The organism is Streptomyces sp. CA-135486 (assembly GCF_050936555.1).
GTDB lineage: Bacteria > Actinomycetota > Actinomycetes > Streptomycetales > Streptomycetaceae > Streptomyces.
Window position 1 is genome coordinate 4,107,491 of record NZ_JBNJMM010000001.1, and the last position, 15,149, is coordinate 4,122,639.

At 67.5% G+C, this 15,149-nt stretch carries 14 protein-coding genes; 11 read left to right on the forward strand and 3 right to left on the reverse strand.

From position 1 onward, the window contains the following. Positions 1-236: 236 nt before the first annotated feature. The gene (locus tag ACQEVG_RS18660; protein WP_432985510.1) at positions 237-500 is read left to right on the forward strand and encodes a hypothetical protein; all 264 of its coding nucleotides are present in this window, start codon (positions 237-239) and stop codon (positions 498-500) included. Beyond that, a complete protein-coding gene (locus ACQEVG_RS18665) occupies positions 490-1,545 on the forward strand; it encodes a LacI family DNA-binding transcriptional regulator (protein WP_432985492.1) in 1,056 nt (351 codons plus the stop codon). The genes ACQEVG_RS18660 and ACQEVG_RS18665 overlap by 11 nt, the downstream gene beginning before the upstream one ends. A gap of 180 nt (positions 1,546-1,725) precedes the next feature. Here ACQEVG_RS18665 and ACQEVG_RS18670 read toward each other — a convergent pair whose 3' ends face one another. Then, positions 1,726-2,547, reverse strand: a complete 822-nt coding sequence (locus ACQEVG_RS18670; RefSeq protein ID WP_432984713.1) for a phytanoyl-CoA dioxygenase family protein — start codon at positions 2,545-2,547, stop codon at positions 1,726-1,728. 314 nt (positions 2,548-2,861) lie between these two features. On the opposite strand from ACQEVG_RS18670, the gene ACQEVG_RS18675 reads away from it, so the two are divergent. After that, the gene (locus tag ACQEVG_RS18675; protein ID WP_432984715.1) at positions 2,862-3,776 is read left to right on the forward strand and encodes a metallophosphoesterase family protein; all 915 of its coding nucleotides are present in this window, start codon (positions 2,862-2,864) and stop codon (positions 3,774-3,776) included. A 93-nt stretch (positions 3,777-3,869) separates the two neighbouring features. On the opposite strand, the gene ACQEVG_RS18680 is transcribed toward ACQEVG_RS18675, so the two are convergent. Both ACQEVG_RS18680 and ACQEVG_RS18685 read right to left on the reverse strand, forming a co-directional pair. Beyond that, a complete protein-coding gene (locus ACQEVG_RS18680) occupies positions 3,870-4,712 on the reverse strand; it encodes a class I SAM-dependent methyltransferase (RefSeq protein WP_432984717.1) in 843 nt (280 codons plus the stop codon). A 380-nt stretch (positions 4,713-5,092) separates the two neighbouring features. Further along, a complete protein-coding gene (locus ACQEVG_RS18685; protein ID WP_432984719.1) occupies positions 5,093-5,257 on the reverse strand; it encodes a hypothetical protein in 165 nt (54 codons plus the stop codon). A 538-nt stretch (positions 5,258-5,795) separates the two neighbouring features. On the opposite strand from ACQEVG_RS18685, the gene ACQEVG_RS18690 reads away from it, so the two are divergent. From ACQEVG_RS18690 to ACQEVG_RS18725, 8 genes are read left to right on the forward strand one after another with little or no spacing between them, the layout of a single operon-like run. Beyond that, the gene (locus ACQEVG_RS18690) at positions 5,796-7,436 is read left to right on the forward strand and encodes a B12-binding domain-containing radical SAM protein (RefSeq protein WP_432984721.1); all 1,641 of its coding nucleotides are present in this window, start codon (positions 5,796-5,798) and stop codon (positions 7,434-7,436) included. Then, on the forward strand, positions 7,430-8,122 hold the full coding sequence (locus ACQEVG_RS18695) for a hypothetical protein (protein ID WP_432984723.1): 693 nt from the start codon (positions 7,430-7,432) through the stop codon (positions 8,120-8,122). Before ACQEVG_RS18690 ends, ACQEVG_RS18695 begins: the two co-directional genes overlap by 7 nt. Positions 8,123-8,145: 23 nt before the next feature. Continuing rightward, on the forward strand, positions 8,146-9,201 hold the full coding sequence (locus ACQEVG_RS18700) for a hypothetical protein (RefSeq protein ID WP_432984725.1): 1,056 nt from the start codon (positions 8,146-8,148) through the stop codon (positions 9,199-9,201). Continuing rightward, positions 9,198-10,325, forward strand: a complete 1,128-nt coding sequence (locus ACQEVG_RS18705) for an enolase C-terminal domain-like protein (protein WP_432984727.1) — start codon at positions 9,198-9,200, stop codon at positions 10,323-10,325. Before ACQEVG_RS18700 ends, ACQEVG_RS18705 begins: the two co-directional genes overlap by 4 nt. Next, a complete protein-coding gene (locus ACQEVG_RS18710; protein ID WP_432984729.1) occupies positions 10,318-11,355 on the forward strand; it encodes an HAD family hydrolase in 1,038 nt (345 codons plus the stop codon). The genes ACQEVG_RS18705 and ACQEVG_RS18710 overlap by 8 nt, the downstream gene beginning before the upstream one ends. Next, the gene (locus ACQEVG_RS18715) at positions 11,355-12,203 is read left to right on the forward strand and encodes a class I SAM-dependent methyltransferase (protein ID WP_432984731.1); all 849 of its coding nucleotides are present in this window, start codon (positions 11,355-11,357) and stop codon (positions 12,201-12,203) included. Before ACQEVG_RS18710 ends, ACQEVG_RS18715 begins: the two co-directional genes overlap by 1 nt. Further along, the gene (locus tag ACQEVG_RS18720) at positions 12,200-14,218 is read left to right on the forward strand and encodes a hypothetical protein (protein ID WP_432984734.1); all 2,019 of its coding nucleotides are present in this window, start codon (positions 12,200-12,202) and stop codon (positions 14,216-14,218) included. Before ACQEVG_RS18715 ends, ACQEVG_RS18720 begins: the two co-directional genes overlap by 4 nt. After that, positions 14,215-15,144 (forward strand): TIGR03621 family F420-dependent LLM class oxidoreductase, encoded by a 930-nt coding sequence (locus ACQEVG_RS18725; RefSeq protein WP_432984736.1) that lies wholly within the window; start codon positions 14,215-14,217, stop codon positions 15,142-15,144. Before ACQEVG_RS18720 ends, ACQEVG_RS18725 begins: the two co-directional genes overlap by 4 nt. Positions 15,145-15,149: the final 5 nt, after the last annotated feature.

The window sequence follows — 15,149 nt, forward strand, 5'->3', positions numbered from 1 at the left end:
CTCGAACAGGTTCCACCGGGTGACGAAGTCCGGGACGTTCTCCCCGCAGACGACGTCGTAGCCGTGTACCTCGGTGGCCCGGACCAGATCCCATGCCGTGGCGCGGGTCCGGGACCACTGCCCGTTACGCGCATTGCCGTCCTTCGTGCGTAATTGCCGGGCTGCTGGCTGGCGGTGGAGTTGCGGCCGGCAGGTGCCACCTCCTTGCCGATGGGCGATCCCACCAGGACGCGTGAGTGGGGGATGTCGCGGAAGTCGAGATTCTTAACCGACGGGTCGGCGTCGCTTGGGAAACGGTCAAGTTGCTTGCCCCCAGCCAGCTGGAGGATTTAAGTGGAGAGGTGACCGGATGGGCGGACGCGTTCCTCGATCAACTCAACGACTGGATCAGTGCCGTGACCACACGTCGACGCTCCGATAGGTTAGCCAGCTTCGAGGACGGCTACTGTGCCCAGCAAGTACTCATCGAACTCCTGTGCGACGGAGAGCATGTTGGCTAAACAGCCCCAGGGATCGCGCCCAACGCTCGAGGATGTTGCCCGCCGTGCGGGGGTCTCACGCTCGACGGTTTCTCGCGTGGTCAACGGTGTCCCGGGCGTACGTACGGAACCCGCGGCCCGCACTCGCAAGGCCGTGGCCGAGCTCGGCTACGTGCCGAACCAGGCGGCCAGGCGCCTCGTCAACCGCCGTAACGATGCAGTCGCCGTCGTGGTCACCGAACCGCAGAACCGGCTCTTCGTAGACCCTTTCTTCGACCACCACTTGCGTGGCATCCGGCAAGAACTCGTGAGCCATGGCGCACAACTGCTCCTGCTGTACATCGAGGAACCCGACGACTACCCGCTCGTCGCCAACTTCCTGGGCGGTGGCCATGTCGACGGTGCCCTGATGTTCTCGCTGCGCACCGATGACCCGCTTCCCGAGATAGTCGAGCGGATGGGCCTTCCCGCCATCTACGGCGGCCGTCACCTCTCTGGCTCCGGATATCACGACCACGGGTATGCCTATGTCGATGCCGACAACCGCGGCGGAGCCAGAGAGGCCGTTCGTCACCTCGTCTCGCTGGGACGCAAACGTGTGGCAACCATTACGGGTCCGCTCGATCAAGCTGCTTCGGTGGACCGACTCGACGGCTATAGGGACATCCTGCTGGACAGTACGCCCTCCCTCATTGCCGAGGGCGACTTCACGCTGCATGGCGGCGCCGCCGCCATGAGCGTACTGCTGAACCGGTGCCCCGATCTGGACGCGGTCTTTGTTGCGTCGGACCTCATGGCGGCAGGGGCGCTGCGGGTACTGCGGGACCGGGAGATCAAAGTGCCGGAGGACGTGGCCGTCATCGGCTTCGACGACCTGCGTTCCATAGCTGAGACGACGGATCCACCCCTCACGACCGTCCACCAGGACATTGAAGGGATGGGACGGTTGATGGTCCGCCTGCTGTTCAGCCGGGATTCAGGACAGCCCCTCCCTGGGGACAGCGGCAACCACCCTCTGACCTCGGTGATTACCCCGACCCATCTGGTCGTGCGGGGATCCGCCTGACTGCGAGCAACGGGTCTCTCTGTGGTGGCCGCCGGTCATGCGGGTCGACAGGTCCAGGGTGCCCCGGGTTCTCCTCGCGGATGCCGAGCCATGGCTTGTGGATGCGGCCGGCGTCTTTCGTGCCGCTGACGACTACCAGGCGTGGTCGTGCTCGGTGGCTTCTGCGGCGATGCTTGGAGGTTACGTCCGGTTTCCTGGCTTGGCGAACAGCCGCGCATCGCCGTAAACAACTGGTGCGAGGGCCTCGTCGCCCAGGTGTGCGACCCGGGCTGCGTCCGCATCACGGTCCATGACGCACCGGTCCGTGCGCACCCGGATGGCTACCGACCGCCGGGGCTCGCCGGACCGGTTGGGCCCGCTGGCGTGCAGCATGTCGCGGTGGTGCAGGGCGATGCCACCAGCCGCGACTTCGGCTGTCACCTCACTCCAGTGAAACCCGTCCGGCAGTGGCAGCCCGATATGCGCTGCGTCCAGGTCGGTCTGGAACAAGTCCGTGCGGCCCAGTGGGCCGAGCCGCTGCGAGCCAGGCACATAACGCAGCGGCGACGCGTCGGCTGAGACCGCGGACAGCGCGACCCAGACGGTGAAGATGTCGCCGCGCCAGTACGGGGCGAACGGGCCGTCCTGGTGCCAGCCGATGTTGGCCACCGGCGCCTCGTCGGTCGGGCGCTTGATGAACAGGTCCACGGCCCAGACCTGCAGCGCCCGGGCGCCGGTTACTGCGGCCGCGAGCTGCCATATCCCTGGGCAAGCGACCAGCCTGCGCAGCAAGTGGCTGGAGTTGTGCGGCTCGGCGATCTTGACCAGCTGCTGTGGCCCGTTGCCGCGCTCGCGCTCCCGTAGTTTCGGCGGCAGGCCGGTGTCGGTCTGCCCCGCGGCGACTGCCTCCGCGGCGACGTTCGCCTCGTCGAGGAGTTCCTGCGGGATAACGGGCGGTGTCACACAAAATCCGCTATCGCGATACTGCTGGCGGAGCATTTCCACGTTGAGGACGTCGCGCATGAGCGATTCCCTTGCAGTTTGGAATAGTCACCTGCCGCGCGACACCGTCGGATGCCAGCACGATTGGCTGCATACTGTCGCCGCGTCATCCAAGTCGAGTCGTCTGGCGTGCAGGGCGTGACATTGGGCATTGTGCTGAAAGGTGACATGAACACATGACGAGCGCTGAGCGCCCAAGATCTACGCCAACATCCTAGAGCCGAGAAAGATCGACGGGAAGCGTTCTCACAAATCGAGCGCGATCGATTGAACGGCCTATGAGGCTCGCCTAGGATCGAATAAATGTGCCTCCTGCAAGAATCGTTGGGAGAGCTATGACAACATCCGCCGACGGCACCACGACACTGCGTCTGGTGCAGATCTCTGACACACACTTATCACGCTGGGACGGCCCGCTGCGCCGTAACTTCTGCACGCTGGCCCGGTTCGTGAACGAGAGCCTGCAGCCAGATCTGGTCGTCCACGCTGGCGACTCGGTGCTGTCCAACCCGGACTCGGAGGAGGATTATCTCGCCGCCAGCGAGCTGCTCCGCCTGATCGACGCTCCGATGCTGCTCATCCCCGGCAACCACGACATCGGCGAGCCGTACGAGCGCACCTGGTGGACCGTCACGGCCGAGCGCATAGCCCGGTATCGCCGCCATTTCGGCCCGGCACCCTGGTTGAAGTGGTTCGGCGACATAGCACTGGTCGGGCTCAACAGTCAGATCTTCGGCACCGGCCTGCCCGAGGAGGACGAGCAGTGGCAGTGGCTGGCCACCATCGCACAGTCGGTCAAGGACCGCGCCGTGGTGCTGTTCCTGCACAAGTCCTTCTGGACCGGTTACTGCGGCAGTGACGGTCGGCAGGGTGCCATCGACCCTGCCGACCGCGAGCGCATCCTCGACACGCTGCGTGCGGCTCGGCTGCTCGGTGTCTCCAACGGCGATGTCCACCGGTACCGGAAGACCTGGCATGACGAATGCTTTGAGCTGTGGGGGCCGTCAACTGCGTTTCTCGTGCACCGCGAGGAAACGGAGAAGCTACCGGCCGGGCTGGAACAGCTCGGCGTCGTGCTGTTCGAGTTCACCGGGGAGCGGGTAAAGGCCACCTTCCAGACCACGCCCGGGCTCGAGGAGGTCGAGGTGGGCGGCTTCGAGGAGTCCAAACTCATCCGCAGCGAGATCGCGGCGGCAATGCAGCATGCTGAGCGCCAGCAGGAGAACAGGGAGATCTCGGGGATGCAATGAGGGGGCGGTGGGCCTTGGCTGCCCCACCGTCATCCCGCGGTAACCCATGGCGGCCGTCCACCGCAAAGGTCCGCAGCGGACGGCCGAACGGATTCATGCGCGCGAGGGCCTGTGCCAGAACCAGATCTCGGTATCCGGGAGGTGCTCGGCGAAGACGCCGTCAGGCGAGACCTCATGCAGCAGTGCACGCAGGTCGCGCTCGAACTCGTCGAGACGATCGCCGTACAGGTGCGGTGCCGAGTCCGACCGAGAGTAGACCCACGCGACGATGTCGTCGATGCTGCGCTCGACCACGACACCGGACGGGACGAGCAGGCGCTGGTAACCCTCGAACCCGGCTCGCTCCAGAATCGCACGCTCACCGCTCTGCGTGCCGTAGCGCAGCACACCCTGCCCGGCCCGACGCACCTCGCCGAGGTATGCGCGCACGAGCACCGAGATCCGCTCGAATGGCGGCGCCGGGTGGGGCAGCAGGGCCGGAGTCGCGGGCGGCTCCTTGAGGTCGCTCATGTGTACGAAATAGCCGCCCGGCTCAATCATTTCGAACGCCGTCGTGGCGACGCGGTCGCGGTCCGTCCAATGAAATGACTGGGCGAAGAGCACTGTACGGAAGACGCCAAGGCCTGCCGGAAGGTCCTCGGCACGCGCCTCGGCCCAGCTCGCGTTCTGCACGCCCAAGTGCTCCGCGCGGCGCCGCGCCGCAGCGAGCATGTCCGGGTCCGGATCAAGGCCGACGACCTCGGCGAAGTAGGGTGCCAGCGCGAGGGTCACAGTGCCGGGGCCGCAGCCGACATCCAGGAGTCGGCCTTGGCCGTGCTGGCCAAGCTTGCGGGCGAGCTCGGCCGCGTATCCCGGCGCGTAGGGCAACCGACCCTGGTCGTAGTAGTCAGCACTACCGCGGAACAAGGTCTGATCCCACTGCCAGCCTTCGGGCATCTGTGCTCCATTACTGCTATGGGCTGATTACCCGCTTCGTCGGGCATCGTGCCGTATCTGGGTGGTGTCCGGTCCGTCACCAACGTGGTGGGTTCAGGCTAGCGTCGGGCGCTGCCCCGGCTCCAGCCCTGCGGTTGGCTCAGGTCTCACGCTCTATGGCGTGTCCACCTCGCGCTTGACAGACACGGCATCCGTAGGTCGTGATCTTTGTGGTCGCAGGCGATGTCGGGGTAGGCGTACCAGCGACGGTGAGCTTGTCGTGCGAGGTGCTGGAGGCCGCGCTGGTGGCCGCGCCACAGAGACCAGGAGTGACGTGTTCGTGGTCGTGTCGTGGGGGCGGGCAGCAGCTGGCGAAGGACGTGTAGGAGTACGCGGCCCGGTTAGGGGGACGGGTGCGAGACCGGGGTTCGGGGACGCTGTATGGCGGCTTCCTGTTTGGCTGGGGCGGTGGCCGCGGCGAAGAAGGCGTAGGTGAGCAGGCCGTGCAGCTCCAGCGGTGCCAGAAGGTCCAGCGGGTGACCTGGCCCCTCACGGAGCACGGCCACGTGGCAGTCGGGCTTTCCTTCGAGTCGGTGGTGCCCATGGGCCGCCAGGCCCCGGCTGGGGACGATCCCGGAGACGTCGGCGGCGAAGAAGCTGGCTTGCGCCCCGGCGGCGTGCGCGCGGCGGAGCGTGGCCAGGGCCTGGGCGGGCTTGGGGCGAAGAAGACCTCGTCCGGGGCGCCGCCGATGTCGCGGCGCTCTCGGCCAGCGGCCGTGAGCACCGCGCGTTCGTCCCAGCGCACAAACCCGACCCGGTACTGCAACCGGCCCGGCTGCGTGCCCACCGCCTGGCCGACCGTCCAGCAGTTACGCTCCAACTCCATCGGCAGCTCTTGGGTCACGTCCTGGGACGACTGGGTGTCGCGGCGCGTGAACCCCGGCGCGCGGTGTTCCACCAACTCCCCACGCAGCACTACGTGTTGAGCTACCGCCGACACAGTAGATCCCCTTGACGGGTTCTGTTCACGTGAACGACGATGTCGCGGGTGCATACGTGATTGGTTACGACCGGCGTGGCGAAGACCGACTAGGTTGGTGAGCTTTGACGACACCCACGCAGCGCACGATGACCATGAAATCCGTCCTGGTTCTCGCCGGCGAAGGACCCTACTTCAAGAACAGCGCGTATTACCGCGGCACCATGTTCGACCGGAAGGCGACGCACCCGCTGGCGACTGAGTACTCCCAGCACCCGCTCGGGGACCTGCGACTGATCGACCTGAGCTACCACGATGGCACCCGCTGGGGCCCGCTGCTGCGGCCCAAACGTGGCGCCGTACCGCATTTAACGTCTTTCACGCTCGAGTCGATCCTGCTCGCTGCGGAGCGGCCATTCGAGGTCTTCGACCTGTTCGACGTCTGGGAACGTAGCCGCGAGCCAGCCGCACACCACGACATCGTTTTCCTCTCGACCACGTTCATCTGCGACCGCAGGACCCTGGCGCTGGCCCTGGACTGGATCCAACAGCGCTTCGGGGGCGCCACGGTGGTGCTTGGTGGGCAGTACAGCAACCTGAAGTACGACCGCATCATGCAGGCGCACTCCAATGTGGACATCATCGTGCGGGGCGACGGCGAGGATGCGATCCCGCTGCTGCTTGCGGCGCTCGACGGCCGCGGTGAGCTCGACGAGGTGCCGAACCTGGTGGTGCGCACGGGGCCCGAGACCTATCGGCAGACGCCGTTTCACTATATCGACATTGAGACGCATCCGTCTCCGGGCTTTGGCGATCAGAGTCGCGCGGTCGTGCCGTACGAGTCGATGCGAGGTTGCCCGTTCTCCTGCCGGTTCTGCTCGTTCCCGATGGCGTCGCCGAAGTGGCGGTACAAGTCGGCCGAGAAGATCGCCGCCGACTGGGCGCGCTACCACGACGTCAACGGGGCAAGTCACATCCGCGCAATGGACTCTACCTTCACGGTTCCGCCGCGACGGATGCGGGAGTTGCTGGAGCTGCTGCCTGCCGTCAATGTGACGTGGGAGGCCTACACCCGAGCCAACGTCATCACCGGCCGGGAGACGATCGAGCGCCTCGCTGAGGCACACTGCGCGACCCTGTCGATCGGGTTCGAGTCGATGAGCCCCAAGTCGCTGGAGCTGATGCACAAACAGGTCCGCGCGGAGCACAACCGGCGGGCGCATGAGGCGCTTTCCGGCGGGCCGGTCAAGTACCGGTGCTCATTCATGGTCGGCTACCCCGGCGAGGCACCGGAGGACTACGAGCTGACACATCAGTTCCTCACTGACGAGTACACCGGCCACTTCATGCTTTCCGTCTTCTCGATGACGGACGAGACCATGCCGGTTTGGGAGGACGCGGAGCGTCTCGGGATCCGCATCGACGACTTCGAGGACCCGGACTCCGCGTGGGCCCACGTAGGCATGGATCACACGATCGCTCGCAAGTTGCATCGGCGCACGCTGGACGAGGTGCGGCAGCGCAACGACCGGGCCGTGTTGTTGCTTTGGCAGACGGAGTACCACACCCCCCTCATCCCGGGCCTTTCCGTCGAGGCGAACCTCTGGGCTGAAAAGCTCGTGGAGCGCCTCGGCATGCTGCCTGTCGACGTCCCGGACCCGCGGGAACGGGTAGACGCAGCTACCAGGATCCTCGGCTTGCTGGAATCGCTCAATGTACGGGCAACCAACTACTCGGCGGCCGAACGGTTAGGGGAGATGTGGTGACGAATCAGGGTTACCGGACAATGTACCTTCGATCCGGGGAGACACCTGTCGGCGTGGAGGAGGGGGTGCTCTACTGCGACCCGCTCACCTCGTTGATCGCATATCCGTCCTTCGAGCAGTATCTGATCGCGATGCTGCCGGCACTCGTCGCGGAGGAGATGCACATTGCCATAGGCGACGTGGACGGCCTGCGTGAGTACGTGAGCGAGCGGAGAGCTTCCGACCCCGACACCTTCGGCCACCTCGCCGGTAACGCGTGTATGCGTACGGTGGGCGAGTTGACGAGCAACTGGGCGGCAAAACACCTCAAGGACGTCGTCTTTCACATCTGCGGGACCTTCGGTGGTGACGAGGTCATCGTTGCCGCCGGTGGGCTTAGCCACGATGCCTTCGTCGACAAGGTTCACTGCTTGTGTCGCGACATCAAAGTGTCCTCGCCGCGCCCGTGCAGCTTCGCCCTGGCCACGTTGGAGTCCTGCACCGTCCCCCGGCAGGAGGCCAGGAACGCCTACCGCGCCCTCGTGTCGCTCGTCGACGCGCGGCTGTTCTCAATGAAAGAGGATGCCCGGCTCGCGGGCGGACATCTCGAAGGTGCGGTGGCCGACCTGGGGACGGTGTCCCTCAGCGACCGCGGCCCCAACCAGGACGGCATCGAATACCCGGCGACGATCGGAGGCGGATGGTGACCAGAATGACGATGTGCCCGGCGGTGGAACAGCTGCAGGCGCTGTCCGAGGAGTACAGCGTGCCCTTTATGGACGTCGCGTTGATCGCAGCCAACGCCGAGGGCGCCCGGCCGCTGCGCGACTACCCCAGGGCCCGGATGCAGCTTCGGCCGGTGGGCTCGGACGAGGCCTGGCAGATTATCCTGCCGTTCGACAACGAACAGTCCCGGTTCGAGGTCGCCAACGGCGCGCTGCTGGTCGAGGGAGGGCCAGTTGCCGACGTGGTCGCGCTAGAGAACGACGATGTCGTGCTGACGTACCTGCGCGCCGGCGGCCGGTCAATCACGCTCAACACCCATTCCCGGTCGCGCTGCACCGGCTGCATGTTCTGCCCGAATGTGATCGAGGACGCCGCTGACGACACGCTGACGTCAGACAGCCAGCTCGCCGAGTTGCTGGAATGGCTGCAGGCCGACAATGACTGGCCGGACCTGAGCCACACCGAGGTCATCACGGTTTGTAGCGGCTGTTTCCACTATCCCGGCATGGCGATCGACCACATGGCGGCGCTACGCCGGGCCGCAGGGCGGTACGGGTTCACCGGCCGGCTCCACCTGCTGTCATCGGTGCTGCGCGACCGCGCCGACCTGGAGAAGCTGCGGGAGGCATGCGGACCGTTCCACCTGACCCTGACGCTGGAGTGCTTTGAACGACGGTCACTGCTGCTGAAGGATACAAAGGCGTCGCTCACCCTGGAGCGGGCCGCCGAGATCATGGAAGACTGCCGCGATCTCGACATCATGGCTGACTTCACCTATGTGGCAGGCCTTGACTCCTACGACAAAGCGGTGGACGGCATCGCGTACCTGGCGCCGCATGTCGGTACGTTCCCGCGAATCCAGGTCTACCAGGCCCACAACGACTACATGCGGCGCGCCCGCCACCGGGAGGCCGAGGACCTCAGCTACTACATGAAGCTGCGGACCGAGCTGGAGGCCGTGTTCGCACCAACTGGGCTCGCCCCGCGCTCGTGGGAGAACTATCGGCCGCTGTGGTACTCGCGCTTCGCCGACCGGCCTGTAGAGGGGCCGCGGGTGTGAGCTCCGCCCCGGACCTCGTGACCACCGGCCCGGACCAGCTGGTCCCGGTCGCGCGGGTTGCGTTGCGCGAGTTCACCGTACCCGCCCCAGCGCAAACAGAGCATCACGCTGCGGTGCGACCTTACCTCCGAACCGATCCGGTGCGCGGCTGGCTCGTTGGGGTGAGCGACGGCGAGCGCTGGGGCTGGTGGGGGCCGGTCGACGCTACTGTCGCCCGTCCCGTGACCGATTTGCTGGCAGCTGCGTTCCCGCGGTTACCCGCCCAGGTGGACCCGGCCGACTTCGCGCGGCGGCTGCGCCGCGCGACCCGGCACGCGCACACCGGTCTGCTCGCCGTCAGCGTCGGCGCGGCCGAACTAGCTCTCTGGGATCTGATGGCCAAACGGGTCGGATTGCCGGTGTGGCAGTTGCTGGCACCTGTCGCCGTCACTGACCGAGTGCCCGCTTACGCGACGTGCTTCGGTGTCCGCGACAGCGGACCGCAGGTGGCGTCCGTGATGGACTCGGTGGCCGATACCTACGCGGTGCAGAAGTGGGATCCGATGATTCTCGGGCCGGAGCTGGTTGACGTCACCACCGGATTCCTTCGCCGCCATGGTCCGGGGCGCCTGGCAGTTGATTTCCACGGTGCATGGCATCCCGACCGGGTCCGCGCGGCGTGCACGCCGGTGGTTGGCGGGCTTGCCTGGGTGGAGGAGCCTTGTCACCCGGACGAGGTGGAGCAGGCACAGGCCGGGGAGTTCGGCACTGCCCACGCTGCTGGTGAACACTGCTATGGCGTGGCCGACGCCGCACAGCTGCGGGCCGGCCGGGTCGACGTTTGGCAGCCGGACGCCGTCTTCTGCGGCGGTCTGATGAGCCTGCGGACGCTGGTGCGGGCCGCAGCCCACGCCGGTGCGCGATGCGCTCCGCACGGGGGCGGGCTACTGCCAGCCCTGCACCTCGCGGCGATCGGTGAGCGCATCGAAGCCGTTGAGCTGCACCTACTGCTCGAGCTGCGGCGCTGCGCCCACTTCGCAGAGTTGCCGGTGCCGATCGGTGCCGGCACGCACACCGCCGCGCTGCCAGTACCGACCGCTCCGGGATGGGGCGGGGACCTCAGAATGGACCTCGTCGATGTATGACCGGCCCCCTGTGCTCATAGTGGATGCCGGAGGGACGCTTGTCACCCGGACACGACCCGGCCTGGCTGGGCGGGTGGTGCGGGCGGCTCGTGCCGTCGGCGACGACCGGCCCGAACGCGAGGTACGAGCCGCGGTGCTGACCGCAGCCAACCCCGACGCCTGCCTGCGCGCCCTTGACCCACAGAGCCCCGCGGCCCGGGCAGCGGTACTGGCGGAGCTGACTGCCGACCCCGGCGACGCCATGATCCTGCCCGGTGCCCAGGAGCTGCTGCGGACCGCCATCGATCTGGGTTGGCGGATCATCGTCGCGTCGAACGCCGGCCCAGGTACCCCGCCGCTGCCCGACGAGTTGGGGCGTCACGTCAGCAGCGTCGTCGAGTCGCGCGACTACGGCCTGGTCAAAGAGGACCCGCGCTTCTGGGCCCGGCTGCTGGAGGAGGAGAAGGTCGACGTACGGGTCGCCCTAGTGGTGGGCGACAACCCCGTGGCCGACGGGAAAGCACCGGAGGCGGCCGGGATTCAATCCCGCCTGGTGTGCGGCGACGGGGTCGCAAGGGAGGCGCTCACCGCCCAGCTGCGGGCCGCAGGGTCACGTCCGGAGCAGGCTGCCGCAGTGGTAGCTGGCCACCATGAACGCTGGGCTGGCCGAGACGTCATCGTCGCGCCGCACCTCACCGCGCTGGTCACTCGGGTCACCCGAGCTCGGCTCCGCTTCAGCGCCGGACCGGTGACCGGGACCGCCGTTGTGGTGCGACGACGTGCCCTGCCGCCCGTCGTCGTGGCGGCCGGTGGCCCGCTGCCAGAGCTGGCCTGGCTGCACCAGCCGCCGGACCGTCGGCCCTACCAGGCGCCAGCCGAACTGAAAGAGCGGCTCGAACGTGAAGGGCTCAGTTTGGACGGACTCTCCCAAGCCGATCGGCGACACGCGTTGTCGATGATCCGGGAAGCCCGGTCCAGTACGGCGGTCTCCGAGAGAATGGCCGATTTAGTGCTCTTCCTCAAGGGCCGCGAGAAAGACGGTAGCAAGTGATGCAACGGCAGTCGGAAGGCCCGCCCCACGACCATGACCTGTTCGCTGGCACGGCCGCCTACTACGCGCGGTATCGGCCCCCATACCCGGCTGAGGTCTTCGACTACTTGGGGCACGTCTTCGAGCTCGGTCAGGGATCGACAGTGCTGGACCTCGGCTGTGGCACAGGGCAGTTGGCCGTGCCGCTGGCACGGGCCGGGTGCCAGGTCTGGGCGGTGGACCCCGACCCGGAGATGATCGTCGAAGGAGTGCGGCAGGAGCCGGTCGGCGGCCCGGGCGAGATCCGCTGGATCACGGGACGTGCCGAGGACCTGCGCGTGGCCGATCTGCCCACGATCCGGTTGTGCACGATGGGCGCCTCCTTCCACTGGATGGATCGCGATCACGTCCTGCGCGTTCTTGACGAGGTGATCGGGCCGGGAGGCGGTGCCGCCCTGGTGTCGGGCTCGGCGAGCATCTGGTCGCGGACTGGCGCGCTGGAGGGGGCGTGGCTCGAGGTCACCCGCGAGGTGATCACTCAGTTCCTCGGTCCGCGGCGTCGGGCCGGCAGCGGCACCTACAGCCATCCGGAGCGCACACATGAGGAGGTGCTGCTCGAATCCTCGTTCAGTGCCATTGAGCAGCGCCGCTTCACCTCAACCCGCTGGCTTTCCGTCGATGAGGTCATCGGGCAGCAGCTGTCTACGTCGTACGCGTCACCGGCCCAGCTCGGTGACCAGCTGCCCGCATTCCGAGCGGAGTTGTCCCGGCGGCTGACGGAGATCGCACCGAAGGAAGGGTTTGAGACGGTGGAGCACACCGGCGTGGTCCTCGCGCGCCGCGGCAGCGGGGGAGGCGGCACAGAGTGACCGCCGTCCATGATGCTGCGGCGCCCGTCAGCAGCGCCGCGACCGATTACTGGCGCGCTGCCTGCCTGTTGAGCTTCAGCCACGCGGCGGGGCTTACGTGGCCGCCGCCGGGCGAGCCCCAGCGGTCACGGGCGGTGGGTCACTGGGGCTGCAACCCTGGTATCGCGTGGGCCGCTGCCCACCTCGCTCAGGCGTGCACCGATGAGGGGTTCCTGCTTGTCGTGGGGACCGGGCACGCCAGCAGCTACACGTTCGCGCACCAGGCGCTGCGTTCCGGCGCGTCGCTGGGCGCGATCAGCGCCGCCATCCGGCGCTACGGCGCACCGGGGGGTGACCCGACGGAGCTGCTGGGCGAGCCGGAAGTGCCCTACGTCGGCGGTGAGCTGGGGCCAGCGCTTGGGGTGAGCCAGGGCATCGCCGCGGCCAGCCCGGGACTGCGCGTTGCGGTCGTGGTCGGCGACGGAGAGTGCGAGACCCCTGCAGCGCTGGCCGCGTTCGCACACCACGACGTGCTACGTCCGGCTCATGGCGCTTGCTGGCTGCCGGTCGTTAACGTCAACGGAGCCCGAATGGGTTCGGCCGCCAGGTTCTCAGCGGCGCAACTGCGCGGACTGCTTGAGGGCATGGGGTACACCGTGCTTGACAGCGGCGCAGATGCTGCGGAAGCCGGAGAGGCCGCACGGCGCGCCTGGGAACTGGCCGGATCCGGGACGCCGGTCGTCTGGCTGAGCGTCACGGAGAAGGGCTGGCCAGCCCCTGCTGAAGTGGGAGGGCGGCCTTTCCATGGCCACCATGCGCACAAACCGGGCGGTCTTGACCTTGCCGACCCACGTCTTGTTGAGGAGGTGCGCAAGTGGCTCGACACGCTCAACCATCCCCGGGTGGTCGATGCGGACGGCGGCGTCCCGGCCGGAGTGCGCCGCCTGGCCAGCCGGATCCGCACCCATCTGCCGACTTCGGAACACCCTTCCACCCCGGTCACGCCTACAGGCGGCTCGATAGCCGCCGCGACTGCGCTCATCGGCTCGCCGATGAGCGCAGTCGACCGGTTGCTGTCAATGCAGTCGGTGCGGGTGCTGTCGCCGGATGAGGGGGTGTCGAACCGGCTCGACCAGTGCCTGGCCGCTGGCCTGGTGACGGAGGTGCTTGCGGAAGAGCTGTGCTCCGCTTGGGCGTGGGGGCACGTCGAGGCGGGCAGACCCGCAGCCGTTGTGTCGTATGAGGCGTTCGCTCCGCTGCTGGCAACCCAGCTCGCCCAGTATCTGAAACTGCTCACCGCCCGTCCATCTGCTGGTCGGCCGCCGCTCGGAGTTGTGCTGACCAGTCTCGGCTGGGGGAATTCTCCGACGCACCAAAATACCGACCTGGTTGGCATGCTGCTGGCCCGTTGCGCCGACTGCCAGGTCCGGGTGGTCTTCCCGATCGGCGCCGCGTCCGCGCACGACCGGCTCCAGGAGCTGCTGGGCGACCGGGACGTCGTGGCCGCACTGATTTGCTCCAAGCAGCAGTTGCTCAATCTGCCGGACCCGGGCGGCCCGGCGCTCGGGATACGGATGCACGGCACGGACGTCGACGACGCGACGATCGTCGCGGTGGGCGACGTGGCGGTGACCGAGGCGGTCGCTGCGATGGCGCTAGCCGAGCCGTACGGCCTGAGAATCGGCGTCGTTGCGCTGGTGGAGCCGGGGCGACTGGACGGCCCGGCAGCGGACACGGTTCGGGGTGCCTGTGCATCGGATCGGCCCGTGGTGTGTGTGTCCTGGGTGGCAGCGCACCACCTCGCATCGGCCTACGCGGCCATAGGGCCGGGGCCCGCTGCCTGGCTTGGATACCGCGAGCGGTGGGGTGCGACGCCTTGGGACACCCTGGCGGCCAACGAGCTCACCCGGTGGGCGGTATTGAACAAATTACGCGAAGCCGGCTGTGTGCTGCCCGCGGAACTTGTGCGGCCTGCGGGCTCCGATCCCGGGCCGCTGATCCCGGCCGATCTGTCTTGCGAGGTGAGGCGGCTATGAACGCGGCAACACGGCCATTTCGGTTCGGGGTGCTCACTAAAGGTGCGCCGAGCCGCGAGGCATGGCTCAACCTACTGGCCCGGGTTGAGAATGGCGGCTTCAGCGGGCTGCATGTCCCGCTGCACACCACCCCTCAGTTCGCCCCGTTCGTGGCGCTCGCGGACGCGGCGGCGCGGACATCGCTGACTGTCACTACCCTGGTGCACAACAACGATCTCCAGCATCCGGCGCTTCTCGGCCGCGACGCCACGACACTCGCGCTTCTCTCAGAGGGGCGATTCGAGCTGGGCATTGGTGCTGGCTGGATGGAGCGGGACTACCGGCAGCTCGGCATCCTGATGGACCCTGGCCGGGAGCGGGTCGACCGGCTCGCTGAGGCGATCGAGATCCTGCGCTACAGCTGGACTGGTGAGCCGTTCTCGTTCCAGGGCAAGCACTACACAGTAGAGGGGTTGCAGGGACTGGTCGGCCCTCGGGTGCCGCTACTCGTCGGCGCCGGCGGCGACCGGATGCTGCGGCTCGCGGCGCGCTCGGCCGACATCGTGAGCTTCTCCCGCAGCATGTCGGCAGGCTCGACGCCGCGGGAGATCGCGGACGACATGTCACTGGAGTCCACCGAGCGCAAGGCGCGCACACTGCGGGACCACCTCGGCGATCGCGCCGCCGACGTCGAACTAAACGTCCTGGTCGTGCGGGCCGGGACCGGTGCCAATGCGGGGCGGCAACTGGACGACTACGTCTCCGCCACCGGGGTGGGCGCGGCGACCGCCCGGCAGACCCCAGAGCACCTGCTGGGCCGCGACTCGCAGGAGCTGGCAGACCTACTGCTGGAGCGCCGGGCCCGGACCGGCATCAGCTACTACGTGTTCCGAGACGCGCACCTGGACCTCGTCCGCCCGGTGATTGAACGGCTGGCTGGCACCTGAGCGCT